The sequence below is a fragment of the Pseudomonas sp. PAMC 29040 genome (assembly GCF_003994535.1).
GTDB lineage: Bacteria > Pseudomonadota > Gammaproteobacteria > Pseudomonadales > Pseudomonadaceae > Aquipseudomonas > Aquipseudomonas paraversuta.
In genome coordinates, this window is the sequence record NZ_RZAA01000004.1 from 226943 (window position 1) to 250563 (window position 23621).

At 58.1% G+C, this 23621-nt stretch carries 25 protein-coding genes and 1 pseudogene; 9 read left to right on the forward strand and 17 right to left on the reverse strand.

Features of this window, described 5'->3' with window-relative positions; translation table 11 throughout:
* Positions 1–27: 27 nt before the first annotated feature.
* Entirely contained in the window at positions 28–570 is a 543-nt protein-coding gene (locus WG29040_RS08790; protein ID WP_003440298.1) for a YaeQ family protein, read from the reverse strand.
* A gap of 172 nt (positions 571–742) precedes the next feature.
* Between WG29040_RS08790 and WG29040_RS08795 the strand changes: the two genes are divergently transcribed.
* Positions 743–1942, forward strand: coding sequence for a CaiB/BaiF CoA-transferase family protein (locus tag WG29040_RS08795; RefSeq protein WP_003440296.1), 1200 nt, complete (start codon positions 743–745; stop codon positions 1940–1942).
* Between the two features lie 38 nt (positions 1943–1980).
* Positions 1981–2763 (forward strand): TIGR02285 family protein, encoded by a 783-nt coding sequence (locus WG29040_RS08800; RefSeq protein ID WP_003440294.1) that lies wholly within the window; start codon positions 1981–1983, stop codon positions 2761–2763.
* 262 nt (positions 2764–3025) lie between these two features.
* On the opposite strand, the gene WG29040_RS08805 is transcribed toward WG29040_RS08800, so the two are convergent.
* The 5 genes from WG29040_RS08805 to xerD form a co-directional block, all read right to left on the reverse strand.
* Positions 3026–3448, reverse strand: coding sequence for a response regulator (locus WG29040_RS08805; protein ID WP_256681534.1), 423 nt, complete (start codon positions 3446–3448; stop codon positions 3026–3028).
* Positions 3449–3619: 171 nt separating this feature from the next.
* Complete coding sequence (gene thrC, locus WG29040_RS08810) at positions 3620–5029, reverse strand: threonine synthase (protein ID WP_003440291.1); 1410 nt, start codon at positions 5027–5029, stop codon at positions 3620–3622.
* Positions 5030–5135: 106 nt separating this feature from the next.
* The gene (locus tag WG29040_RS08815) at positions 5136–6440 is read right to left on the reverse strand and encodes a homoserine dehydrogenase (protein WP_003440289.1); all 1305 of its coding nucleotides are present in this window, start codon (positions 6438–6440) and stop codon (positions 5136–5138) included.
* Positions 6441–6576: 136 nt separating this feature from the next.
* Positions 6577–7308, reverse strand: a complete 732-nt coding sequence (locus WG29040_RS08820) for a thioredoxin fold domain-containing protein (RefSeq protein WP_003440287.1) — start codon at positions 7306–7308, stop codon at positions 6577–6579.
* A gap of 147 nt (positions 7309–7455) precedes the next feature.
* Positions 7456–8352 (reverse strand): site-specific tyrosine recombinase XerD, encoded by an 897-nt coding sequence (gene xerD / locus WG29040_RS08825; RefSeq protein WP_003440282.1) that lies wholly within the window; start codon positions 8350–8352, stop codon positions 7456–7458.
* 120 nt (positions 8353–8472) lie between these two features.
* Here xerD and WG29040_RS08830 point away from each other — a divergent pair, with 120 nt between their 5' ends.
* Entirely contained in the window at positions 8473–10272 is a 1800-nt protein-coding gene (locus WG29040_RS08830) for a sodium:proton antiporter (RefSeq protein ID WP_010655981.1), read from the forward strand.
* 38 nt (positions 10273–10310) lie between these two features.
* Here the strand turns inward: WG29040_RS08830 and WG29040_RS08835 are convergent, their stop codons facing one another.
* The 6 genes from WG29040_RS08835 to ffh form a co-directional block, all read right to left on the reverse strand.
* Positions 10311–10733 carry an acyl-CoA thioesterase gene (locus WG29040_RS08835; protein WP_003440275.1) on the reverse strand — a complete coding sequence of 141 codons (423 nt, stop codon included), beginning with the start codon at positions 10731–10733 and terminating at the stop codon, positions 10311–10313.
* Positions 10734–10827: 94 nt separating this feature from the next.
* The gene (gene rplS / locus WG29040_RS08840) at positions 10828–11178 is read right to left on the reverse strand and encodes a 50S ribosomal protein L19 (RefSeq protein ID WP_003440273.1); all 351 of its coding nucleotides are present in this window, start codon (positions 11176–11178) and stop codon (positions 10828–10830) included.
* 45 nt (positions 11179–11223) lie between these two features.
* On the reverse strand, positions 11224–11976 hold the full coding sequence (trmD, locus tag WG29040_RS08845; RefSeq protein ID WP_003440270.1) for a tRNA (guanosine(37)-N1)-methyltransferase TrmD: 753 nt from the start codon (positions 11974–11976) through the stop codon (positions 11224–11226).
* Between the two features lie 2 nt (positions 11977–11978).
* Positions 11979–12518 carry a ribosome maturation factor RimM gene (gene rimM / locus WG29040_RS08850; RefSeq protein ID WP_003440264.1) on the reverse strand — a complete coding sequence of 180 codons (540 nt, stop codon included), beginning with the start codon at positions 12516–12518 and terminating at the stop codon, positions 11979–11981.
* A gap of 5 nt (positions 12519–12523) precedes the next feature.
* Positions 12524–12775 carry a 30S ribosomal protein S16 gene (rpsP, locus tag WG29040_RS08855; RefSeq protein WP_003440261.1) on the reverse strand — a complete coding sequence of 84 codons (252 nt, stop codon included), beginning with the start codon at positions 12773–12775 and terminating at the stop codon, positions 12524–12526.
* A gap of 249 nt (positions 12776–13024) precedes the next feature.
* Positions 13025–14401 (reverse strand): signal recognition particle protein, encoded by a 1377-nt coding sequence (gene ffh / locus WG29040_RS08860; protein ID WP_003440242.1) that lies wholly within the window; start codon positions 14399–14401, stop codon positions 13025–13027.
* Between the two features lie 208 nt (positions 14402–14609).
* Here ffh and WG29040_RS08865 point away from each other — a divergent pair, with 208 nt between their 5' ends.
* From WG29040_RS08865 to WG29040_RS08875, 3 genes and pseudogenes are all read left to right on the forward strand, one after another.
* On the forward strand, positions 14610–15422 hold the full coding sequence (locus tag WG29040_RS08865; protein WP_003440240.1) for an inner membrane protein YpjD: 813 nt from the start codon (positions 14610–14612) through the stop codon (positions 15420–15422).
* Positions 15423–15623: 201 nt separating this feature from the next.
* Positions 15624–16313: pseudogene (locus WG29040_RS08870) on the forward strand (transporter associated domain-containing protein); the annotation flags it as partial.
* 279 nt (positions 16314–16592) lie between these two features.
* Positions 16593–17909, forward strand: coding sequence for an MFS transporter (locus tag WG29040_RS08875; protein ID WP_003440231.1), 1317 nt, complete (start codon positions 16593–16595; stop codon positions 17907–17909).
* Between the two features lie 74 nt (positions 17910–17983).
* On the opposite strand, the gene purT is transcribed toward WG29040_RS08875, so the two are convergent.
* The 5 genes from purT to WG29040_RS08900 all read right to left on the reverse strand — a co-directional run bounded on the left by purT (position 17984) and on the right by WG29040_RS08900 (position 21291).
* Positions 17984–19165, reverse strand: coding sequence for a formate-dependent phosphoribosylglycinamide formyltransferase (purT, locus tag WG29040_RS08880; protein WP_003440230.1), 1182 nt, complete (start codon positions 19163–19165; stop codon positions 17984–17986).
* 74 nt (positions 19166–19239) lie between these two features.
* Positions 19240–19716: a VUT family protein gene (locus tag WG29040_RS08885; RefSeq protein WP_003440227.1), complete on the reverse strand. Its 477-nt coding sequence runs from the start codon at positions 19714–19716 to the stop codon at positions 19240–19242.
* A gap of 204 nt (positions 19717–19920) precedes the next feature.
* On the reverse strand, positions 19921–20127 hold the full coding sequence (locus WG29040_RS08890; protein WP_003440224.1) for a DUF1289 domain-containing protein: 207 nt from the start codon (positions 20125–20127) through the stop codon (positions 19921–19923).
* Positions 20127–20648 carry a gamma carbonic anhydrase family protein gene (locus tag WG29040_RS08895; RefSeq protein WP_127196025.1) on the reverse strand — a complete coding sequence of 174 codons (522 nt, stop codon included), beginning with the start codon at positions 20646–20648 and terminating at the stop codon, positions 20127–20129. The genes WG29040_RS08890 and WG29040_RS08895 overlap by 1 nt, the downstream gene beginning before the upstream one ends.
* A gap of 40 nt (positions 20649–20688) precedes the next feature.
* Complete coding sequence (locus WG29040_RS08900) at positions 20689–21291, reverse strand: CoA pyrophosphatase (RefSeq protein WP_003440220.1); 603 nt, start codon at positions 21289–21291, stop codon at positions 20689–20691.
* Positions 21292–21435: 144 nt separating this feature from the next.
* On the opposite strand from WG29040_RS08900, the gene WG29040_RS08905 reads away from it, so the two are divergent.
* The 3 genes from WG29040_RS08905 (at position 21436) to WG29040_RS08915 (ending at position 23609) form a co-directional block, all read left to right on the forward strand.
* Complete coding sequence (locus WG29040_RS08905) at positions 21436–21993, forward strand: NUDIX hydrolase (protein WP_003440217.1); 558 nt, start codon at positions 21436–21438, stop codon at positions 21991–21993.
* Between the two features lie 35 nt (positions 21994–22028).
* Positions 22029–22595 carry a murein L,D-transpeptidase family protein gene (locus WG29040_RS08910; protein ID WP_127196026.1) on the forward strand — a complete coding sequence of 189 codons (567 nt, stop codon included), beginning with the start codon at positions 22029–22031 and terminating at the stop codon, positions 22593–22595.
* A 282-nt stretch (positions 22596–22877) separates the two neighbouring features.
* Positions 22878–23609, forward strand: a complete 732-nt coding sequence (locus WG29040_RS08915) for a GntR family transcriptional regulator (RefSeq protein ID WP_127196087.1) — start codon at positions 22878–22880, stop codon at positions 23607–23609.
* Positions 23610–23621: the final 12 nt, after the last annotated feature.

Below are 23621 nucleotides of genomic sequence, written 5' to 3' on the forward strand. Positions count from 1 at the left end.
CGAGCGCAGCAGTTTTCATGTGCTCTGTTAACCGCGATCGCCCTGCAGCCACTGCAACTGGACTTCGTGCTGGCCGCGATCGTCGGTCACGAAAATCGTGCCTTCGCTGATCATCACGTCCCACTTGATAACGCGCGGCATGTCTTTGGCCAGGACTTCAAGAATCTCTTGCGGAACGGCCGCGATATTGACGTTCTTCAGGTTCTTGATGGCCGGGATCACTTTGCCTTCCCAAACGCGCAGGCTGCCATAGGCCAGCAGACTGGTGCGTTCAGTACGGCGCGAACACCAGGTCAGACGATCGGCATCGGGCTGGCCGACTTCGATCCAGTGCAGAACGCGGTCGTCCAGGCTTTTTTCCCACAGTGCCGGCTCGTCGACATCCGAAAGACCACGACCAAAAGCCAGCTGCTCGTTGTACCAGAAGGCATACGCCAGAAGACGCACGGTCATGCGCTCTTCAGTTTCAGACGGGTGACGGGCGATGGTCTGCTTGACGCTTTCATACACCCCGCGATCGAGATCGGTGAGATTCAGTTCAAACTTGTAAGTCGTGGACGGCTGGGCCATGAACGGGCTTCTTGATACGGAGAAAGGCGCCAAGTCTAACCGATACACCCCCGCCTGCGCTCAATTCAACTGTAAGGGCACGCTTGTGCAAGAGGGCTAAACGCACAGATAAGACAGGTGCTGCCACCTATGTTAAAAGGCTCTACTCGCTCGCCCTGGACAAGGACTACCCATGCCACTCGCCACCAAACCCCTTTCAGGCCTCAAAGTCGTCGAACTGGGTACCCTGATAGCGGGGCCTTTTGCGTCGCGCATCTGCGCCGAATTTGGCGCCCAGGTGATCAAGGTTGAATCCCCCGACGGCGGTGATCCGCTGCGCAAATGGCGCAAGCTGTACGAAGGTACCTCGTTGTGGTGGTTCGTCCAGGCCCGCAACAAAAAATCCCTGACCTTGAACCTCAAGCATCCTGACGGCCTCAACGTGCTCAAGGCATTGCTGGCAGACGCCGATATCCTGATCGAGAACTTCCGCCCCGGGGTTCTGGAAAAACTCGGCCTGGGCTGGGATGTACTGCATGCCCTGAACCCGAAGCTGGTGATGGTGCGCCTCTCGGGCTTTGGCCAGACAGGGCCGATGAAAGACCAGCCGGGGTTTGGTGCCGTCGGTGAATCCATGGGCGGGCTGCGGTATATCACCGGCTTTGAGGATCGCCCTCCGGTACGTACCGGCATTTCCATTGGTGACTCGATTGCCGCGCTGTGGGGTGTGATTGGCGCCCTGATGGCGTTGCGTCATCGCGAGGTTAACGGCGGCCAGGGGCAAGTGGTTGACGTCGCACTGTACGAGGCGATTTTCGCAATGATGGAAAGCATGGTGCCCGAGTTCGATGTGTTCGGTTTTATTCGCGAGCGCACCGGCAATATCATGCCCGGCATTACCCCCTCCTCGATCCACACCAGCCAGGACGGCAAGCACGTACAAATTGGCGCCAACGGCGATGCCATCTTCAAACGGTTCATGCTCATCATCGGCCGAGATGACCTGGCCAATGACCCTGAACTTGCCGGCAACGACGGACGCGACGCCCGCCGTGACGAGCTGTACGGCGTGATTGATCGCTGGGTGGCCTCATTGCCGCTGCAGACCGTGCTCGAGCAACTGAGCTCTGCCCAGGTCCCGGCCAGTCGCATTTTTTCGGCAGAAGACATGTTCACCGACCCGCAATTTCTGGCCCGTGAAATGTTTCTGCAAGCCAAACTGCCTGACGGTAAAGACTTCAAGATGCCGGGGATCGTACCGCGGCTATCCGAGACCCCGGGTTCCGCCGACTGGGTGGGCCCGGAGCTGGGTGCACACAATCATGAAGTGCTGAGCGGTTTGGGCTACGACGCTGCAGCCATCGCTGAGCTCAAGCTGGCAGGTGCCATTTGACCGGTGATTGTTAGTTGCTACGGGAAAAGATCAGCACCATGACCCGGCACTCAAAGTGGCGCGGCATTTGCGCAGGTCTGGTCACGCTGGCATTGCTTGCCTGGCCCCCAGAGACTCTGGCGGCACCAAAGCTCATCTGGTTGATGCGCGATCTGCCGCCATTGACGGTGCGCGATGGCCCGCAAAAAGGTCAGGGGCTGATTGACCAGCTGATGCCCGCATTGATGACAGGCATGCCGCAATATCAGCACGTCATCTTGCCGGTCAATCGGGCCCGGGCCATTCGGATGCTCGAAGAAGCTTCGCTGGCCTGCGACCCGGCACTGGTATGGAACCCCAGGCGCGCCCACTCAATTGTCTATTCCAGCCCGGTCATCGGCTTGCATGGCAATGGCCTGGTGATTCGACGCGAAGATCAAAAACTGATTGAGCCCTTTGTCCGCGACAAGGCGGTAGACCTGACGGCCATGCTCGACGCTCAAACCTTGAAGCTCGGCGTCATCGCCAAGCGCAGCTACGGACCATGGATTGATGCTCAAGTGTCACAGGGCCGCAAACACCAGCTCTTCATCCACTACGGCAACGATCCGCTGGGCAGTTTGCTGCACATGCAGAGTGCCGGCCGGGTTCAGGCACTGCTGGGCTATTGGCCGGAGATTCAATCCAAGGCAAGACAACAAGGGCTCAATCCTGAGTCGCTGATTTTCTACCGCATCCTCGGTGCCCCCGCCTACCAGCCCATTTACATCGGCTGTACCAATACCCCTGAAGGGCGCGAAGTCATTCGCAGAGTCAACGCCATACTGGCTGATCGGCCATGAGGGACTGCACGCCCCGGCGGGGATATGCCCCGGGGCCGGCCACACCGGCGACTGCCAGAACCCCGGGACGGCCAGGGGCAATGACAAAAAAAGCACAAAAAAAATCCCGGGCAGTGGGGAGACAACCCGGGATTTAACAAGGTCATGAAGACCCACTCAACAGGCTACAAGCATCGGAGCAATAAGCTTGATCCTGTTGATGCTGAATCTGACATAGCGCCTGCGGGAAAGGTTCCCCGGCATATGCAATCAATTCGCACTATCAAGCCCCAGCCACTGCGCGGCTCTGCTGATAGGAGTCCAGCAAAAGCCCCAAGCCGGTTACAGTCACCGGCTTGGGCAAATATCCCAACACCCTGAGACCATCCTTGCGGGCTGTGCTTACCGCACTTTCCAGGACATGGGACTCGGCCCCGCCGACAAAAATCAGTGCCGGCGCCTCAGGTTTGGCGGACATTTCATGGATCAGCTGCAGTGCGTCGGTGGCTTCCAGATACAAATCACAAATGGCCACATCGATAGCCCCGCGCCTGGCCAGAGAGCCCCGGGCAGACTCTAGGTTGTCAGCCGCCAGGACATCGAATATGTGATAGGCATTCAACATCTGATGCAACGACATCAGCTGGAAAGGGTTGTCGTCAACAATCAAAACTTTCAGGGAGCGCATCATGGGCCTTTGGAGCATAACGCGTACTTGGCGCAGGGGAGTCGACTCTAGAGCGGATGGCCAGCAATAAACATCGGATGATTCCTAAATACCGACAGGAAACTTCTTGGTGGCAGACCGGGCCGGCAGCACGTTATCGGCCACAAATAAAAAAGCCCGTCAAATGACGGGCTTCAACATACGCAAGACTTAGAGTGGCTTGCCGCGATTGCCATGCTGGCTGACAAAAGCTTGTACGGCTTTCAAGTCATTGGCCAGAACGGTGTAGCGCTCTTCCCGCGCAAACAGATCAGCAAGATGCGCTGGTAGCTCAAGCGCCTTCCCGACACCGGCCTTTTCTACCGCATCAGGAAACTTGACCGGATGCGCAGTGCCCAGAATAACCATCGGAATATCCAGGCTGCGACGGCACTCACGGGCGGCCTTGACCCCGATAGCGGTATGCGGGTCCAGCACTTCGCCAGTTTCGGCAAACACCTGGGCGATGGTTTCGCAGGTTTGCTCATCATCGACTGCCAGCGAATCGAACAAACGACGCGCTTCGGTCCAGCGATCATCTTCAACGCTGAAGTTGCCGGTTTGCTTGAAGGCTTCCATCAGACCCGCAACCGCCGCGCCATTACGGCCGTGCAGATCGAACAGCAGGCGTTCGAAGTTGGAGGACACCATGATGTCCATCGACGGCGACAGGGTCGCGTGCAGGGTGTCCTTGGCGTACTGATTGCCGCTCATGAAGCGGTGCAGAATGTCGTTACGGTTGGTGGCAACGATCAACTGATTGATCGGCAAACCCATGTTGCGCGCCAGGTAGCCGGCAAAAATATCGCCGAAGTTACCGGTAGGCACCGAGAACGAAACCGAGCGGTGCGGGCCGCCCAGTTGCAGGGCTGCGTGGAAGTAGTAAACGATCTGGGCCATGATCCGCGCCCAGTTGATCGAGTTCACTGCCACCAGGCGTGTGCCCTTGAGGAAGTCCTGATCGGCAAAGCTGGCCTTGACCATCTCCTGGCAGTCATCGAAGTTGCCTTCGATGGCGATGTTGTGGATGTTGTCGCCGAACAGCGTGGTCATCTGGCGACGCTGTACCTCGGACACCCGGTTGTTGGGGTGCAGGATAAAGATGTCGACGTTTTCGCAGTGCTTGCAGCCTTCAATGGCCGCAGACCCGGTGTCTCCGGAAGTAGCGCCGACAATAACCACGCGCTCGCCACGTTTTTCCAGCACATAGTCGAGCAAGCGTCCGAGCAGTTGCAGGGCAAAGTCCTTGAACGCCAGCGTAGGACCATGGAACAGCTCCAGGACCCACTCGTTGCCATTGAGCTGGCGCAGTGGTGCTACAGCTGCGTGGGAAAACGCGCCGTAGGTCTCTTCGAGAATCTTTTTGAAATCGGCGTCAGGAATGCTGCCGGTGACAAACGGGCGCATGACCCGAAAAGCCAGTTCGTGATACGGCAGGCCGGCCCAGGAAGCGATTTCTTCCTGGGTAAAGCGCGGCAGGTTTTCCGGTACGTACAAACCGCCGTCGCTGGCCAGACCGGCCAGCAGGACATCTTCAAAGTTCAGGGCCGGTGCCTGGCCACGGGTGCTGATATAGCGCATGGTTTCAAACCTTCGGTTTGAGCGGCAAGCTGTCTGGCGACAAGCTGCAAGTAAAAGCGCATTGGCTTGACTTGCAGCCTGCAGCCTGGCGCTTGCCGCTGCTTAATTAAATAAGATGCTCAACGCGGATGCGAACCACCGGACCCACAACGCCCTGCAGTGCTTCAAGCGCTGCGATCGCATCGTTCATGTGCTGCTCGAGCACACGGTGGGTCAGCAGAATCATCGGCACCAGACCGTCATGTTCTTCAACTTCTTTCTGCATGATCGATTCGATGTTGATCCCGCGCTCCGACAAGATGCTGGCCACCTGGGCCAGTACGCCCGGATGGTCCTTGGCCTGGATGCGCAGGTAATAAGCGCTTTCGCAGGCTTCGATTGGCAGAATCGGGTGATCGGACAGCGAATCCGGCTGGAAGGCCAGGTGCGGGACGCGATTCTCGGGATCGGAGGTCATCGCACGCACCACGTCCACCAAGTCTGCCACCACCGACGAAGCGGTTGGCTCCATGCCGGCGCCGGCGCCGTAGAACAGGGTTGAGCCTGCTGCGTCACCATTGACCATGACTGCGTTCATTACACCGTTGACGTTGGCAAGCAAACGGTCAGCCGGGATCAGTGTCGGGTGCACCCGCAACTCGATACCGCTGGCAGTACTGCGTGCCACACCCAGGTGCTTGATGCGATAGCCCAGCGCCTCGGCGTAATTCACGTCAGCCGTGGTCAGCTTGGTGATGCCTTCGGTGTAGGCCTTGTCGAATTGCAGCGGGATGCCGAACGCAATCGAAGCCAGAATCGTCAATTTGTGTGCGGCGTCGATGCCTTCGACGTCAAACGTCGGATCGGCTTCGGCGTAACCCAGGGCCTGGGCTTCAGTCAGCACGTCTTCAAAGGTGCGGCCCTTCTCACGCATCTCGGTGAGGATAAAGTTGCCCGTACCGTTGATGATGCCCGCAACCCAGTTGATGCGGTTGGCCGACAGGCCTTCACGGATGGCCTTGATCACCGGAATCCCGCCAGCAACTGCCGCTTCGAACGCAACGATCACGCCCTTCTCTTGTGCCCGGGCAAAAATTTCGTTGCCGTGAACCGCAATCAGCGCCTTGTTGGCAGTAACCACGTGCTTGCCGTTTTCGATGGCCAGGAGTACGAGTTCGCGAGCGATGGTGTAACCACCAATCAGCTCGATAACGATGTCGATCTCAGGGTTGGTCGCAACAGCGAATACATCGTTGGTAATGGGGGTACCGGTAATGTCGCACTGAGGGTTTGGCGTACGCATGGCAATTTGCGCAACCTGGATACCACGCCCGGCACGGCGGGCAATCTCCTCGGCGTTACGCTTTAGTACGTTGAAGGTGCCGCCACCGACGGTCCCGAGCCCACAGATACCTACTTTGACCGGATTCACGCTGAACTCCCCATAAAACGGCCGACTCAAGGTCGGCCGTGGAAAACAACCGTGGATTGCCACGGTTCTCTATTAATAGCCGGGCCACTGAACCGCCCCGCCATGATCGTCAAAGGCTTACCGTGACGATGCAGGATTATTTAACACTGAGTGCCAGCTTGCCAACCTGCGCAGCAGGCTGATAGCCCGGAATGACCTGGCCATCTGCCAAAACAATCGCCGGCGTACCATTTACACCAATGGACTGGCCCATGGCGAACTGTTTGGCAACCGGATTGGCACATTTAGGCGCCTCTACCGTCTTGCCATCCGTCATCTTGTCCATGGCAGCTTTCTTGTCCGTGGAACACCAGACCGCCTGCAGTTGCTTGTCACCCGGCGAGCCAAGGCCCTGACGCGGGAAAGCAACATAGCGCACTTCAATCCCCATTTTGTTCAGTTCAGGGATTTCGGCGTGCAATTTGTGGCAGTACGGACAAGTGGTGTCGGTAAAGACCGTGATATGCGACTTGGTTTCACCGATTGCCGGGTAAACCACGGTTTCTGCCACCGGGATACCATTGATCAACTTGGCGACGCCAATGCGTTCGGCCTGCTCGGTCAGATTGACCGGCTTGCCGTCCTTGAGCTGAAACATATAGCCCTGGACGATGAACTGTCCATCGGCACTGGCATACAGCACGCGACTGCCCTTGAGCTTGACTTCGTACAGGCCGGCCATTGGGCTGGCGCTGATGCTCTCGACCGGAACATCCAGTTGCAGCGTTTCCAGGCTCTTGCGAATCGCTTGTTCGGCACCGCTATCGGCAAAAGAAAAGGTACTGACCAACGCAATGGCTGCGGCGGCAAAAATTCGGGTCACGCGCATGGGAACTCCTGAGGGCGGACAAGCGGCCAAACCGGAAAATCACGATCTGAAAAAAAGGATTCCGGCGGCGCGCTTTATTAACCGGCAAAGCCTACCACAGTTGGCTTGCGTGGCCGACTCCAGCCGACGCAAGCATCTATAAACAGCTCAGCCCCGGGGGTGATGAAGGGCATGCATTTCTTGCAGGCGGGCACGCGCCACATGGGTGTAAATCTGGGTGGTGGACAGATCACTATGGCCCAGCAGCATCTGCACCACCCGCAAATCGGCACCATGGTTGAGCAAGTGGGTCGCGAAGGCGTGACGCAAGGTGTGGGGCGACAGGGATTTGTCGATCCCGGCCACTTGAGCCTGATGCTTGATACGGTGCCAGAAGGTCTGACGGGTCATTTGCTCACCGCGCTGACTGGGGAACATGACATCGCTGGGGCGGCCGTTCAGCAGCTCATGGCGGGCATCGCGCATGTAGCGCTCAACCCAGACAATCGCCTCCTCCCCCATTGGCACCAGCCGCTCCTTGCTGCCCTTGCCCATTACCCGCAACACCCCTTGACGCAGGTTGACCTGCTCCAGAGTCAGGCTGATCAACTCGGTAACCCGCAGGCCGCAGGCATAAAGCACCTCGAGCATCGCCCGGTCACGCTGACCAATGGCTTCTGCCAGATCCGGGGCGGCGAGCAACGCCTCGACATCCGCCTCTGACAGGGACTTGGGCAGCGGCCTGCCCAACTGCGGCATATCGACCTGCAAGGTCGGATCGACTGCAATCAGCTTTTCGCGCAATAAATAGCGATAGAAGCCACGGGCTCCGGAAAGAAAACGCGCTGTGGAGCGAGGCTTGTAACCCTGCTCCAGACGCCATGCCAAGTGATCCAGAATCAGCTCGCGGCCGGCACCGGCCAGCTCAAGACCGCGCTCCTGCAACCAGCCATTGAATAACGCCAAATCGCTGCGATAAGCGTCACGGGTGTTGTCCGACAGCCCCTTTTCCAGCCACAGGGCATCCAGGAAACGGTCGATAAGTGGATTGTCTATAGCAGGCATTGGCGCTCGAAAAGCGCAGCCCGCAGGCCGCGCATAAATAAAAAGTGAACTGCAAAAGTGGCCGCTAGTCTTTCATGGCCGGCTGATGCCATAAACCACAGGTTCTCACAGGAGCCCCTTATGAATGAACAACAGATTCTGCTGGCGTTGGGAGGAATCGGCATCGCCGCCCTGGGCTCTCAGTGGCTGGCCTGGCGCCTGAAACTACCAGCCATCCTGTTTTTGCTCCTGACCGGGATTCTCGTAGGGCCCGTTCTGGGCTGGCTTGATCCGCAAGAGCTGTTCGGCCCTCTGCTGATGCCTCTGGTTTCGCTGTCAGTGGCGCTGATCCTGTTTGAAGGCAGCCTGACCCTGCACCTGTCCGAATGGGGCGAAATAGGCAGCGTAGTGCGCCGCCTGGTTACCATCGGGGCCCTCTCGACCTGGGCGGTGATTACCCTGGCCACGCATTGGCTGCTGGGCTTTGACTGGCTGCTGGCGCTGCTGTTCGGCACCCTGACACTGGTTACCGGGCCAACGGTGATTGTGCCCATGCTGCGCGTGGTGCGACCCAAGGCATCGATCGCCAATATCCTGCGCTGGGAAGGCATTGTCATCGACCCCATTGGCGCATTACTGGCAGTGGTGGTGTACAGCTTCATCATTACCCGCGCTTCAGGCGAAGGCCTGAGCCACAGCCTGCTGACCTTTGGCGGAGTGATTGTGTGCGGCAGCCTGTTTGGCATCGTGGGCGGCTGGGTCATGGGGCATATCCTGCGCCGGCAATGGCTGCCCGAATACCTGCACAGCCTGGCCACACTGGCGACAGTGCTGGCCATATTCATTGCCTCCAATACGGTGATGCATGAGTCTGGACTGATGGCCGTCACGCTGATGGGCATATGGATGGCCAATATGAAGGGCGTTGATGTACGCAACATTCTGCACTTCAAGGAAAACCTGAGTATTTTCCTGATTTCGGGCCTGTTCATTTTGCTGGCGGCACGCCTGGACCTACATGCCATGATCGCGCTGGGGCCCGTGGTGCTGGTGTTGCTGCTGATCATTCAATTCATTGCTCGCCCGCTGAACGTACTGCTATCGACTTTCGGCTCAAAACTCAACTGGCGTGAGCGCACGCTACTGGCCTGGATCGCACCGCGGGGCATTGTTGCGGCGGCGGTGTCGGCCATTTTTGCAATTCGCCTGGATCAGGCCGGACATGAAGGGGCGCTGTTGCTGGTGCCACTGACGTTTGCCGTGATCATTGGCACCGTTGTGCTGCAGAGTGCTACTGCTCGCCCCCTGGCACGCCTGCTCAAGGTCGCCGAGCCAGCCCCCAGCGGCTTTCTGATCGTCGGCGCCAACGGTCCGGCCCGGGCCATTGGCAAAGCCCTGCAACAACTGGGCAGTCGCGTATTGCTGACCGACTCCAACTGGGAAAATATCCGCGCAGCGCGCATGGAGAACCTGCCGACCTACTTTGGCAACCCGGCCTCGCAACACGCCGAGGTGCATCTGGACCTGGTGGGCCTCGGGCACCTGCTTGCGCTGTCGCCATCGGGTGAGCTCAATACCCTGGCCGCAATCCGCTTTCGCCATGAATTTGGCCCCAGGCGCCTGTATACATTGGCCAGTGGTCAGGAAATCCGCCGCACCGACAAACATCGCGCCAGTCATGAGCATCGCGGGCAATCACTGGGCAACCCGGTCCTGACCTATACCCAACTGGCCAGTGAACTGCACAACGGTGCCGAGATATACAGCACTCAGCTGACTGAAAACTTCACTTGGGAGGATTACCAGGCCCTGCATGGCGAGCGCGCCACACTGCTGTTTGCCCGCGACCACAACAGTTGGGTGCATGTGGTGACGCCAGACAGCGATTTGAAGCCGGGAGCCGGCTGGACGCTATTGGCCTTGATCAGGCAGGACGCCTAGCCTGTTGGAGCCAGGCTGGCTCCAACCTGTGTTGGTTATTACTCGCCTTGCCGGGCAAAGCCTGGCAATACCGGTACCGGGCGCTTGTCATCATCAATGGCAACAAAGCTGAACAGGCCCTGGATCGCCAGCTCGCGACCATCACAGCTCATGCTTTCGACATACACCTCAACCTCAACCTTGAGGCTGGTATTGCCGACTTTAACCACACGCCCGATCAGCTCGACTATGCAGCCGGCCGCAATCGGGTGGTTGAAGTCGATCCGGTCGGTGGACACAGTCACCAGCGGCAAACGGCAGAAACGGGTCGCGGCGATAAACGAGACCTCGTCCATCCAGGCCAGTGCAGTGCCGCCGAACAAGGTGTTGTGATGATTGGTGGTGGACGGGAATACCGCTTTAGTAATACGGGTTACGGACAATTCGGTACGACGTTGAATCTCTTGCTCACGCGAAGCCATGATTTTACTACCTGCAACCAAACAAAAAACTGACAAATTTCAGGCACAAAAAAGCAGCCCGAAGGCTGCTTTTTTCTGCATCGGGAAGCTGGACTTAAGCCAGTTTTTCCTTGATGCGAGCTGCTTTACCGGACAGGTCACGCAGGTAGTACAGCTTGGCTTTACGAACGTCACCGCGACGCTTGACTGCCATGCTGTCGATTTGCGGGCTGTAGGTCTGGAAAGTACGCTCTACGCCAACACCGTTGGAGATTTTACGAACAGTGAAAGCACTGTTCACGCCACGGTTACGCTTGGCAATCACTACACCTTCGAAAGCTTGCAGACGCGAACGATCGCCTTCCTTCACTTTCACCTGAACGACAATGGTGTCGCCCGGGGCAAAAGGAGGGATCTCTTTAGTCATCTGCTCTGCTTCGAGTGCAAGGATGATTTTGTTAGTCATGCTGTGCTCCTAAGGTAGATCGTCTGATCTACCATCGATACGTTGTTAACTATCGTCCCGCTCGCGGATATATTCCTCGAGCAGCTTCTTCTCTTCTCCAGAAAGCGAGCGGCTTTCCAGAAGATCGGCGCGTCGTTCAAAGGTCCGCCCAAGGGACTGCTGTAAACGCCAACGCCGGATATGTGCATGATTGCCACTAAGCAATACGTCGGGAACACGCTGATCCGCATACACCTCCGGTCGGGTGTAGTGCGGGCAATCCAGCAAACCATCCGTGAAGGAATCTTCCTCCGCGGAGTCCGCATGCCCTAAAGCTCCAGGCAGCAGTCGTGTAACCGCATCAATCAGAACCATCGCCGGCAGCTCGCCACCGGAAAGTACATAGTCACCAATCGACCACTCTTCATCGACATAAGCATCTATAAAACGCTCGTCAATGCCTTCATAGCGACCTGCAATGAGGATTAATGCTTCCTCATTCGCCAGTTCGCGTACCGCCGACTGATTAAGTTGACGGCCTTGGGGCGACAGGTAAATTACCTTCGCCGCCTCTCCGGCTGCTTCTCTGGCCTGAACCAGTGCATCTTCCAGAGGCTTGATCTTCATCACCATGCCCGGACCACCGCCAAATGGGCGATCGTCCACAGTGTGATGCCGGTCCGTTGTGTAGTCACGCGGGTTCCAACAGGTGAGCTGCAACAGCCCTTGTTTCACCGCACGACTAGTGATGCCGTAGTCGCTGATGGCGGAAAACATTTCGGGAAACAAACTGATCACTTCTACGCGCAATTTAGCCACGCTTAGAAGTCCGCATCCCAATCCACCTTCATCTCGCCAGCTTCCAGGTCGATGCTCAACACACATTGCTCTGTATAGGGCAACAAGCGATCACGATCATCCAGGCTGCCTGGGCAAGGTTTGACTTCCATGACATCGTTCGAGCCAGTTTCCATCAGATCAACAACCTTGCCGAGCAATTGCCCTTCGAGGTTGGTCACTTTAAGACCCTGCAGCTGGTACCAGTAGTACTCGCCATCGGTCAGTTCAGGAAACAGGTTGCGTGGCACGCAGATCTCGAATTCGCGCAGAAGACCAGCTTCGTCACGATCATCAAGACCTTTGAGCTTCACGACCAGAAACTTGCCGTTATGAGAACGGCCACTGACCAGCTCTGCCTGTCGTACTTCATTACCGCGCCGAAGCGTCAGCTTTTTGTAGTCCAACAGGTTATCAATTGGATCCGTAAAGGAATAAACCTTCACTTCGCCGCGAACGCCGTGAATTGAATAAATTTTGCCGATAACGATCAAATCATCAGCAAGATCAGGCGTCACGCTCATATTGCTCAGGCCGCAGCCTTAGCGTTTTCTTTCACAAGCTGAGCAACGCGCTCAGACATTTGTGCACCAACACCCAACCAGTAGGCGAGGCGGTCTTCTTTAATGGAGAAACGAACTTCCTGACCACGGGCAACCGGGTTGAAGAAGCCAATTTGTTCCTTGTGGGAACCGTCACGTGGGTTACGGCTATCGGTAACGGTCAAGTGGTAAAACGGGCGCTTTTTGGAGCCGCCAAGGGCAAGACGGATTGTTAGCATGTGAACATCGTTCCTGTAGTCGGTGCTGCAAATCTAAATGCACAGCGGGCATAGGTGCCCGAAAGGCCGCATATTCTAAGGAATATCCGGACTTTTGCAAATGTCTTTTTCTGGCGCCTAGTCGACATGCCATAAAGATTTGCTATAAGGCCGCCACGAATGGCGACAGGTCGGCTCCCGCACGTGCGGGTTTGCCGGGTATCTCGCATCACTGCGAGTCGCCCAAGCGCAAGCGCTCAGGCAGGTAATTTACATTTTCGGCATGCCGCCACCAGGCATCATGGAGCCCATGCCGCGCATCATTTTGGCCATTCCGCCTTTTGCGGAGAACTTCTTCATCATTTTCTGCATCTGCTTGTGCTGCTTGATCAAGCGACCGATGTCCTGCACCTGGGTGCCGGAACCCATGGCAATACGACGTTTGCGCGAACCACTGATCAGGTCAGGGTCACGGCGCTCGGCCGGAGTCATGGAGTTGATGATGGCTTCCATTTGCTTGAACTGCTTTTCTGCCGCGCCCTGGGCGTTGCCCATTTGCGCCAGATTCACGCCACCCATGTTCGGCAGCTTGTCCATGAGGCCGCCAAGGCCGCCCATGTTCTTCATCTGTTGCAGCTGATCGCGGAAGTCTTCGAGATCGAAGCCCTTACCTTTCTTGAGTTTCTTCGCCAGCTTGTCGGCTTTGTCTTTATCGAGGGTCTGTTCGGCCTGTTCGATAAGGCTGAGCACGTCGCCCATGCCCAGAATGCGCGAAGCGATACGATCCGGGTGGAACGGTTCCAGAGCGTCGCTCTTCTCACCCATACCGATGAACTTGATCGGCTTGCCGGTGATCGAGCGCACGGACAATGCCGCACCGCCACGGGCATCGCCGTCAACCTTGGTCAGGATCACACCGGTCAGCGGCAGCGCATCGCCAAAGGCCTTGGCCGTATTGGCGGCATCCTGGCCGGTCATGGCGTCGACCACAAACAGGGTTTCTGCCGGCTTGACGGCGCCGTGCAGTTCCTGGATTTCGGTCATCATCTCGGCGTCGATATGCAAACGACCCGCGGTATCGACAATGACTACATCAATGAACTTGAGCTTGGCTTCAGCAATGGCCGCCAGCGCGATGGCCACCGGCTTCTGGCTGATATCGGACGGGAAGAACGTAACCCCCACTTCCGCCGCCAGTGTTTCCAGCTGCTTGATTGCCGCAGGACGATAAACGTCGACCGAGACCACCATCACTGTTTTCTTTTTGCGCTCTTTAAGGAAGCGCGCCAGCTTGCCGGCGGTGGTGGTTTTACCCGCACCTTGCAAACCGGCCATCAAAACTACTGCAGGCGGCGTGACATTGAGGACCAGGTCCTCGTTGGCAGCACCCATCAGGCTTTCAAGCTCGGCCTGGACGATCTTCACAAACGCCTGGCCCGGCGTCAGGCTGCGCGACACTTCAGTGCCGACAGCGCGCTCTTTGACCGCGTTGACGAAGTCCTTGACCACTGGCAAAGCCACGTCGGCTTCCAGCAACGCCATGCGCACTTCACGCAGGGTGTCTTTGATGTTGTCCTCGGTCAGCTTGGCCTTGCCGGTAACATGGCGCAGCGTCTGCGAGAGACGATCGGTTAAATTTTCAAACATGCGCGATCCTTTCAGGCCCAAAGTAGACCGGGGTTATTGCGGCCCAGCCCGTGTAAAACTGATGCTCGGCGAGCCTGCGGCGTGGGCAGGTCGCGGATTATAGCGAAGACTGGCCGCATACGACACCTTGCCGTCGGCTTATGTAGTCTTTCGTGCATGGGCGGTTGTATGCCAAACTCAGCCCTTTCGGGCTTGCCTAACAGGATTTATGCTCCCCTTGTCACCGAGTTTGCTACCCAGCCTCGCCGCCGCCTGTCTATATGCCGCTGCGACCCTCTATCAAGGCACTTGCCTGCGCCAAGGCGCAAAGGCGAACAAACGCCTGTTGGTGACACTCGGCATTCTCGCCGTAATCGCCCACGCCATGAGCCTGTTCACCCACCTGATGACCCCGGCGGGTCTTGAACTGGACTTCTTCAGTGCTGCCAGCCTGATTGCCGCAGCAGTCATTGGCGTAACGCTGGTGGCATGTGTGCGGATCCCCGTCGAGAACCTGTTGCTGCTTCTATACCCGCTGGGAATGCTCACGGTGCTGCTGTCGCAGTTCGCCCCGCCCGGTACGGTTCAGGTAATAGATGAAGAACCCGGCATCCTCGCCCACATCCTGTTATCGCTCCTGGCCTATGGCATGTTCACCATCGCGGTGTTTCAGGCGTTGCTGCTGACCCTGCAGAACTACCAGCTCAAGAACAAGCACCCCAAAGGCCTGATCAAGAACTTCCCGCCCCTGCAAACCATGGAAAGCCTGCTGTTCGGCTTCCTGTGGGCCGGCTGGTCGCTGCTGTCACTGTCATTGATCTCCGGCTGGATGTTTTTGGGCAATCTGTTTGCCCAGCATCTGGTCCATAAAACCTTGCTGGCCTGCCTGGCATGGATCGTATTCAGCGTACTTCTGCTGGGGCGTCACCACCTCGGCTGGCGCGGACACAAAGCCATACGCTGGACGTTTGCCGGTTTCTGCCTGCTGATGCTGGCCTACTTTGGCAGCAAGCTGGTTCGTGAATACATTCTGCATATCTGACGGGCGATGATTATGGATAGCTTGCCCCCCGGGCCGATGCTGGCAGTTCTGGCATTTTTGATCGCAGCAGCCGGGCTGTTCGCCGGTTTTCTATGGGGCACAAACAACAGGAAGGTCCTTCGTGCCGAGGTGCCGCAGACGCGCCACACACCTGCCCAGCAAGACGACGAACTCTCCGCCAGCCGGCCGCAACTGCTCTCCGGCATCCATGCGCTGGACAACATCACGGTCAACGACATCCTGATCCCGCGCAGCGAAGTCGAAGGCCTGAACCTCGACGACTCCATCGAAGATCTGATCGAGCAACTGCGCCAGACCAAGCGCACACGCCTGCCGGTGTTTCATAACGACATCAATCAGGTCGAAGCCATCCTCAATACCCGCCACGTCCAGCACCTGCTGACGGATGCCAGCCTCACCAAGGAAGCGCTGCTGGCCGTCTGCACCGAGCCCTACTTCGTTCCTGAAAGCACGCCCCTGCAGCTGCAGCTGCTCAACTTCCACAAGCAACAACGCCGACTGGGCGTCGTGGTCGATGAGTACGGAGAAGTACTGGGAATCGTGACCCTGGAAGACATCCTCGAAGAGATCGTCAGTGAGTTCGAGGACGAGCAAAACATCGATAACCCGCTGATCGATCCCCTGCCCGACGGACGCTTTGTGGTTGATGGCGCAGTCTCGGTCCGCGAACTGAACAAGGCCCTGGGCTGGCACCTGCCTTGCGACGGTCCGAAAACCCTTAACGGGCTGGTCACCGAAGCACTGGAAACCATTCCCGAAACCACTGTTTGCCTGAAGATCGGCCGCTATCGCCTGGAAATTCTCGAAACCGAAGAAAACCGCGTCAGCCGCGTACTGATCTGGCACAACAGCGTCAAACCCGCGGTTTAATCGCCGCGTAAGGTCTTGTTACATTCGAACAGGCCTCCCTATAATCATTTCCGCTTACACCCCGCTTGCGGGGTAAAGCCAGTCGATTAAAACACCGCATATCTTCAGTGGGAGCTGGCTGAGCAGTTCCCACCGGTTTATCTCCCTGCTTGAGACTGCGCTCGCCTGACTGACTGGCATTTGCCCCCACTGGCCAAACGACCATAAAAAAACGCTCTGCCCTGTCCGCCGCCAAGGCTGATAAAGGTCAACGAGCTTATAACTGTCAGGGATATGCGCATGACCACCAGCACCACCTACAGCGAAGCCTCGCCCGAGAAGCCGGCCAACTCCACAGCCCGTGTCGCTACAGCCAGCTTTATTGGCACCGCCATCGAGTTCTACGACTTTTATGTGTATGCCACCGCCGCCGCGCTGGTTATCGGCCCGGTCTTTTTCCCGCAGACATCCGGCACAGCACAGATGCTGTCGGCGTTCCTGACCTTCGGCATAGCCTTTCTCGCACGCCCGCTGGGTTCATTTCTGTTTGGCCATTTCGGTGACCGGGTAGGACGCAAGTCCACCCTCGTCGCTTCCCTGCTGTTGATGGGGGTGTGTACCACCCTGATCGGCGTCCTGCCGGGCTACGCCACCATTGGCGCCTGGGCACCGATCCTGCTCTGCGTGCTGCGCTTTGGCCAAGGGCTTGGGCTCGGCGGGGAATGGGGCGGCGCAGCTTTGCTGGCCACCGAAAACGCCCCCAAAGGCAAGCGCGCCTGGTTCGGCATGTTTCCGCAACTGGGTCCGTCGATTGGTTTTCTCGCAGCCAACGGCCTGTTTCTGGCACTGGCCTTGACCCTGAGTGATGAACAGTTCCGCTCCTGGGGCTGGCGCATCCCGTTCCTGCTGAGTGCCGCCCTGGTGATGGTCGGCCTGTATGTGCGTCTCAAACTGGAAGAAACACCGGTCTTCGCCAAGGCCGTAGCCCAGCACGAACGGGTGAAGATGCCGATCGTCGAGCTCTTCAGCCAGTACTGGGCACCCATGCTGCTGGGCGCTGCGTCGATGGTGGTGTGTTATGCACTGTTCTACATCTCGACCGTATTTTCACTCAGCTATGGCGTTTCGACATTGGGCTACACCCGCGAAACGTTCCTCGGCCTGCTGTGCTTTGCCGTGCTGTTCATGGCCGCGGCCACCCCACTGTCAGCCCTGGCCAGCGACCGTTACGGACGTAAACCGGTATTGATTGTCGGCGGCATACTGGCAGTTTTGTCCGGGTTTCTGATGGAGCCATTGCTCACCCATGGCACGACCTGGGGGGTGGCACTGTTTCTGTGCATCGAGCTGTTCTTGATGGGGGTGACCTTTGCTCCGATGGGAGCCCTGCTGCCTGAACTGTTTCCCACCCGCGTGCGCTATACCGGCGCATCGGCGGCCTACAACCTGGGGGGCATTGTCGGCGCCTCGGCCGCACCGTTCTTCGCCCAGAAACTGGTGAGCATGGGCGGTCTGAGCTGGGTTGGCGGCTATGTATCAGGCGCAGCGGTACTCAGCCTGATCGCTGTACTGTGCTTGAAGGAAACCAGAGAGGCAGACCTGAACAAGGTCATCTAAACCTGTAGGAGCGAACTGTGCAAAAAGCTCGCGAGCAAGCTCGCTCCTACAGCAGGTTGTTGCGGGGGGGGGGGTTATAGCTCTACGACAACCGCCTTGGACGAACGGGTCGCTTTGGCCCGTGCCGCTTCAATCGACTCATCCCGGGCCAGTGCCACGCCCATGCGGCGCTGGCCATTGACCTCGGGCTTGCCGAACAGACGCAAGGCGGTATCCGGCTCGCTCAGGGCCGCTCCCAGGTTGGAGAACGCGGTGCGGGTCGACTGCCCTTCCACCAGAATCACTGCCGAAGCCGAGGGTCCGAACTGACGGATCAACGGGATCGGCAACCCCAGAATCGCCCGCGCATGCAGCGCGAACTGCGACAAATCCTGCGAAATCAGGGTCACCAGACCTGTGTCATGGGGGCGCGGCGAAACTTCGCTGAACCACACTTGATCGCCCTTGATGAACAGCTCGACTCCAAACAGACCACGACCACCCAGCGCCTCGGTAACGGCCTTGGCCACACGCTCAGACTCAGCCAGTGCAATCGGGCTCATGGCCTGGGGCTGCCAGGATTCCTGGTAATCGCCCTTCTCCTGGCGGTGACCAACCGGGGCGCAGAACGTGGTGCCGCCGATATGGCGTACGGTGAGCAAGGTGATTTCGTAATCGAAGTCGATAAAGCCCTCGATGATGACCCGGCCCTTGCCCGCCCGTCCGCCTTCCTGAGCGTAGTCCCAGGCGGTTTTCACATCGTCGGCACTGCGCAGCAGGCTCTGGCCTTTACCCGACGAGCTCATGACCGGCTTGACCACACACGGGAAACCGAGATCCTGCACCGCTTTGCTGTAATCCTCGAAGGTGTCGGCAAAGTGGTACGGCGAAGTTGGCAGGTCCAGCTCTTCAGCCGCCAGACGGCGAATGCCTTCGCGGTTCATGGTCAGCGAGGTCGCACGGGCCGTAGGGATCACGGTAAAGCCTTCAGCTTCCAGCTCGACCAGGGTCGCGGTGGCGATGGCTTCGATTTCCGGAACGATAAAATGCGGCTTTTCCAGCTCGATCACGGCACGCAGGGCAGCACCATCCAGCATGTTGATCACGTGGCTACGGTGCGCCACCTGCATGGCCGGGGCGTTGGCGTAGCGATCGACAGCGATGACTTCGACCCCCAGACGCTGCAATTCGATGACGACTTCCTTGCCTAGCTCGCCGCAGCCACACAACATTACGCGGGTCGCGGTAGGCGACAGTGGAGTTCCGATACGGGTCATTTCAGGTCCTCAAGGAAGCAAATCATCGAAGGCGCTCGCAACGCTTGCGCCTGCTGGGAAGAAAGGCCGGCATTTTACATGATCCGCGAGCGCTCAGCGGCTTTGCGCAGACGCCAGGCCATGGCCAGCCATACGCAGGTGACACCGGCGAACTTGGAGGCCATGGCAGTGAGGATCACGCCCGGGGTAAAGGCGTCGATCATGCCGAAAAAGATAAAGGTATCGAGGGGGATGCTCAGCGCAGAGCTGATCCACAACCGGTCATGCAACGGGCGCTTGGTGATGGAGAACACCAGCCAGTCAATACACTCCGATACAGCGAACGCGGTAGCGCTGGCCAGGGCAATAGAGGGATCAGAGGTGACGTACGACAGCACCAGCGCCGCCAGCATGGCCAGAATGGCGCCGTGGCCGAAGCGGATTTGCACCATGTCCCGCAGCACGAACACCAGCCCGCCCCAGGCCGACCAGATGATATCGAGGTGCGGCGCCGTCGAAAACGCGTAGTTGATCAGCACGACGCTGGCGATATAAGCGATTAGAAACAACATGGGACCTGGTGATACCTCTGAATAAGGCGCACAGGGTACTTGAGTCATGCCTGATTTTGTAGCGTGTACACCGAGGCTGGACAGTTCGACCGCGGGAGCCGGCTTGCCGGGGATTTACAGCCCCGCAGTCAGCCTCGAAGTGCCCATTGCCTGCATCCCGGGCAAGCCAGCGCCCACAGGGTATATCGCAGCCTGCGGCAGGGACTACAGGCTGCCCACCGTCCACACCATGCCACTGGATTTCGCGCGTTCATGACACAACGCCAGCACCTCACGGCGCTCTGGATTGGTCATGCGGCTCCAACGGGTAATTTCGGCCACCGAACGCTGGCAGCCGGTGCACAGATCATCGTCGTCCAGCGCGCAAATATTCACGCAGGGTGAGGCCACCGGGCGTTCTGTATCACTCATTATTCTTGCACCTGCAAGTCACGGGCATAACGCTGGCCGTTGTGCACATAGTGCGCCGCACTGGCTTCCAGCATTTTTTTCTGCTCGTCGGTGAGGTCGCGCACCACTTTGCCGGGCGAGCCCATGACCAGCGAACCATCGGGGATTTCCTTGCCCTCACCGATCAGCGAATTGGCACCGATGATGCAATGCTTGCCGATTTTTGCGCCATTGAGGATCACTGCGTTGATACCGATCAGGCTGTAGTCACCCACAGTGCAGCCATGCAGCATGGCGTTATGGCCAATGGTCACACCGGTGCCCAGGGTCAATGGGTAGCCCATGTCGGTGTGCATGACGGCGCCATCCTGCACGTTGCTGTTTTTACCGATCAGGATCAGTTCGTTGTCGCCACGCAACACAGCGTTAAACCAGACGCTGGCACCCTCTTGCAGCCGTACCTTGCCGATCAGGGTGGCGTTGGGGGCCGTCCAGCTGTCGGGATGGGTTTCGACGAGCGAGTCGCCCAAGCGATATTTCATGGGAGTGTCCTCAAGGCTGAGCGGCTGTCTGCTGACAGCTCTAAATATTGATAAAGCGTTCAGGCGGAGTATGCAGGCTGATATTGACGTCGTCGTAGAGCAGGTTCATCAGCTCGACGATCATGATCGCCGTCAGCCCCCAGATCTTGTACACGCCAAAACGGTAACTCGGCACATACCAGCTGCGGCCCTGGTAATCGATGCGGTGGGTATGCTCGCGCGGGTCCTGGCGGAAGAACTCCAGCGGCACGCTGAACACCGCAGCGATCTCGGCATCGTTGGCCAGATACTCAACGTAGTCAGGTACCAGTCCAACATAGGGGGTTACGCGAATACCGTGCAACGAGATCAAGGGGCTGAGGGGACCGATCACCTCCACCAGGCCCGGCGGCAGGCCGATCTCTTCCTCGGCCTCACGCAGAGCGGTAAAGATCAGATCCGGGTCTTCAGGATCGCGCCGCCCGCCTGGGAAAGCCACCTCACCACCATGGGTCGACAGCCCGCTGGCACGCAGGGTCAGAATCAGTTCGGGTTCAGCACTGCGCGTCACCGGCAGCAATACTGCCGCCTCGGGAAAATGCCGATCTGTTTCCAGAGTCCGTGGGGTATAGCGGCTCACACGGCCAAGCAGCTCGTCCAGCATAGGTCATCTCGATCCGTCACTTATCGGGCATCATGCACCAAATCGCACCGGGCACCCAAGCCCCGCAGTGTCGCAGCAACCACCGCGGCACTTGCCGCCAGCCCGACTCAGCCTCAAGATAAGCGCCTTATCAGAGAACCCAGCATGAAATTTTGCAGCCAGTGCGGTCATTCTGTCAGCCAGCATATCCCGCAAGGCGATTCGCGCCTGCGCTATGTCTGCGACCACTGCCAGACCATTCATTATCAGAACCCCAATATTGTTGCCGGGTGCCTGCCCACCTGGGGCACTCAGGTGCTGCTGTGCCGACGCGCCATCGAGCCGCGCAAAGGGTACTGGACACTGCCTGCCGGCTTTATGGAAAACGGCGAGACCGTTGAACAGGCCGCTCGCCGCGAAACCCTCGAGGAAGCCTGTGCCAAGGTCGAAAACCTGGCTATCTATACCCTGATCGATGTACCCCACATCAACCAGGTACATGTGTTCTACCGCGCCGAGCTGCTGACCCCGGACTTTGCCGCAGGTGAAGAAAGCCTTGAGGTGCGGCTTTTCGATGAAGCCGACATCCCTTGGTCAGAGCTGGCTTTTCGCACGGTCAGCCGTACCTTAGAATGCTTTTTCGCCGACCGCCCGGGTAACCTCTACCCGGTACGCAGCGAGGCCGTGGCGCCTCTGGCCGGCCTGACCAAACCCCAACAATAATGTTGTTTGCCGTGTAATTCAGGAATATCCCTCTAATGCGTTGGTTGCTCGCTGCCCTCTGCCTGTCGTTTGCTGTTACTTGCCAAGCTTCCGTTGTCATTACCGTGAATGGCAAACCCGTCGATAAAAATCAGGTCCTCAAACCGGCCCAGTCAACACAGACGATCAAAGCCGGGCAAAAAATCGAAAAAATCCTGGTGCTCAAGTCGGCCCGCAAACTGCAGCTGATCAGCGATGGCAAACCGATCAAGAGCTACCGCATTTCATTGGGCAAACAACCCAAGGGGCCAAAACTACAAGAGGGCGACAAACGCACCCCGGAGGGCCTTTACTGGGTCGACTGGCGCAAAAAAAGCGACAAGTTCAACCTGGCGATGCATATCAACTACCCCAACGTCAGTGACGCGGCCCAAGCCCGGCGCCAAGGTCTGAACCCCGGATCGATGATCATGATCCACGGTACGCCGGACTCCGAAGAGAATCCCGAAGAGCTGTTCCATACCCTGGACTGGACCGATGGCTGTATCGCGATGAAAAACTACGAAATGCGTGAAGTCTGGAACCTGGTCAAGGACGGCACCCTGGTTGAAATCCGGCCTTAAGCAAAAATAAATTACCTTTTGTCCCCGTTACACCCTCCCGCCTACTCCTAATACCTTTACCTGTCGCCGGGCCCGAACGGGCCCGCAGCATCTCGGCGCCTTCAGCGCACTCCTAATACCACTTAAACACCAAATAAAATCACAACGGCCAAACACCCTGTTTTCGGCGGAAAACACGCCTGTGCATGCGTTGACTTGGTATTGAAGTGGTATTACTTTCGCGCCATTACCGGGCGACAAAACTCCAATAACCGCATCGGATCCACCACCATGAACAGCCCTATGACCACCCTCGCCGACCTGCGCCCGGATGACCGTCTGGCCACGCCGTTGTACCTGCAACTGGCCCGCAACCTGGAGTCCGCGATCCATGCCGGGGTCTGGAAAGCCGAGCAGGCGCTGCCTTCGGAGCGCAGCCTGAGCGAACAACTGGGCCTGTCTCGCGTCACGGCCCGCAAAGCCCTGGAAATTCTCTTCGAACAAGGCCTGATCCGCCGCAGCCAGGGCTCCGGAACCTTCATCACCCCGCGCCTTGAGCAACCCTTGTCGCGGCTGTCCAGTTTCAGCGAAATGCTCCGGCTCAAGGGCTTCGTACCTAGCTCTCAGTGGTTACAGCGGGAAATCACCCAGCCGACCCATGAAGAGCTGATCCGCCTGGCGCTGTCCCCCACGGATAAAGTCGCGCGCCTCAAGCGCCTGCGCAAAGCCGATGACACGGTCATGGCCATCGAAATGAGCGCCCTGCCCGCTTCCCTGATCCCGCAGCCGCAGGTGCTTGGCGACTCGCTCTACGAGTATCTGGACAGCATCGGCAAACCGGTGGTCCGCGCCCTGCAACATATTCAGGCGATCAACGCCAGCGCAGAGTTTGCCGCCCTGGTGGGGATCGAACCCGGGGCCGCCATGCTGCTGATGACCCGGGTCGGCTACCTCGAAGACAACACCCCCATCGAAGTCACCGATACCTACTGCCGTAACGATTTCTACGATTTTGTGGCCGAACTGCGCCGCTGACCCGACAACACC

Coding starts and splice junctions, on each gene's coding strand:
- WG29040_RS08790 (WP_003440298.1), bottom strand. CDS start 570: ATGGCCCAGCCGTCCACGACTTACAAGTTTGAACTGAATCTCACCGAT.
- WG29040_RS08795 (WP_003440296.1), top strand. CDS start 743: ATGCCACTCGCCACCAAACCCCTTTCAGGCCTCAAAGTCGTCGAACTG.
- WG29040_RS08800 (WP_003440294.1), top strand. CDS start 1,981: ATGACCCGGCACTCAAAGTGGCGCGGCATTTGCGCAGGTCTGGTCACG.
- WG29040_RS08805 (WP_256681534.1), bottom strand. CDS start 3,448: ATGCTCCAAAGGCCCATGATGCGCTCCCTGAAAGTTTTGATTGTTGAC.
- thrC (WP_003440291.1), bottom strand. CDS start 5,029: ATGCGCTATATCAGCACCCGTGGCCAGGCACCGGCCCTGAACTTTGAA.
- WG29040_RS08820 (WP_003440287.1), bottom strand. CDS start 7,308: ATGCGCGTGACCCGAATTTTTGCCGCCGCAGCCATTGCGTTGGTCAGT.
- xerD (WP_003440282.1), bottom strand. CDS start 8,352: ATGCCTGCTATAGACAATCCACTTATCGACCGTTTCCTGGATGCCCTG.
- WG29040_RS08830 (WP_010655981.1), top strand. CDS start 8,473: ATGAATGAACAACAGATTCTGCTGGCGTTGGGAGGAATCGGCATCGCC.
- WG29040_RS08835 (WP_003440275.1), bottom strand. CDS start 10,733: ATGGCTTCGCGTGAGCAAGAGATTCAACGTCGTACCGAATTGTCCGTA.
- rplS (WP_003440273.1), bottom strand. CDS start 11,178: ATGACTAACAAAATCATCCTTGCACTCGAAGCAGAGCAGATGACTAAA.
- rimM (WP_003440264.1), bottom strand. CDS start 12,518: ATGAGCGTGACGCCTGATCTTGCTGATGATTTGATCGTTATCGGCAAA.
- rpsP (WP_003440261.1), bottom strand. CDS start 12,775: ATGCTAACAATCCGTCTTGCCCTTGGCGGCTCCAAAAAGCGCCCGTTT.
- ffh (WP_003440242.1), bottom strand. CDS start 14,401: ATGTTTGAAAATTTAACCGATCGTCTCTCGCAGACGCTGCGCCATGTT.
- WG29040_RS08865 (WP_003440240.1), top strand. CDS start 14,610: ATGCTCCCCTTGTCACCGAGTTTGCTACCCAGCCTCGCCGCCGCCTGT.
- WG29040_RS08875 (WP_003440231.1), top strand. CDS start 16,593: ATGACCACCAGCACCACCTACAGCGAAGCCTCGCCCGAGAAGCCGGCC.
- purT (WP_003440230.1), bottom strand. CDS start 19,165: ATGACCCGTATCGGAACTCCACTGTCGCCTACCGCGACCCGCGTAATG.
- WG29040_RS08885 (WP_003440227.1), bottom strand. CDS start 19,716: ATGTTGTTTCTAATCGCTTATATCGCCAGCGTCGTGCTGATCAACTAC.
- WG29040_RS08890 (WP_003440224.1), bottom strand. CDS start 20,127: ATGAGTGATACAGAACGCCCGGTGGCCTCACCCTGCGTGAATATTTGC.
- WG29040_RS08895 (WP_127196025.1), bottom strand. CDS start 20,648: ATGAAATATCGCTTGGGCGACTCGCTCGTCGAAACCCATCCCGACAGC.
- WG29040_RS08900 (WP_003440220.1), bottom strand. CDS start 21,291: ATGCTGGACGAGCTGCTTGGCCGTGTGAGCCGCTATACCCCACGGACT.
- WG29040_RS08905 (WP_003440217.1), top strand. CDS start 21,436: ATGAAATTTTGCAGCCAGTGCGGTCATTCTGTCAGCCAGCATATCCCG.
- WG29040_RS08910 (WP_127196026.1), top strand. CDS start 22,029: ATGCGTTGGTTGCTCGCTGCCCTCTGCCTGTCGTTTGCTGTTACTTGC.
- WG29040_RS08915 (WP_127196087.1), top strand. CDS start 22,878: ATGACCACCCTCGCCGACCTGCGCCCGGATGACCGTCTGGCCACGCCG.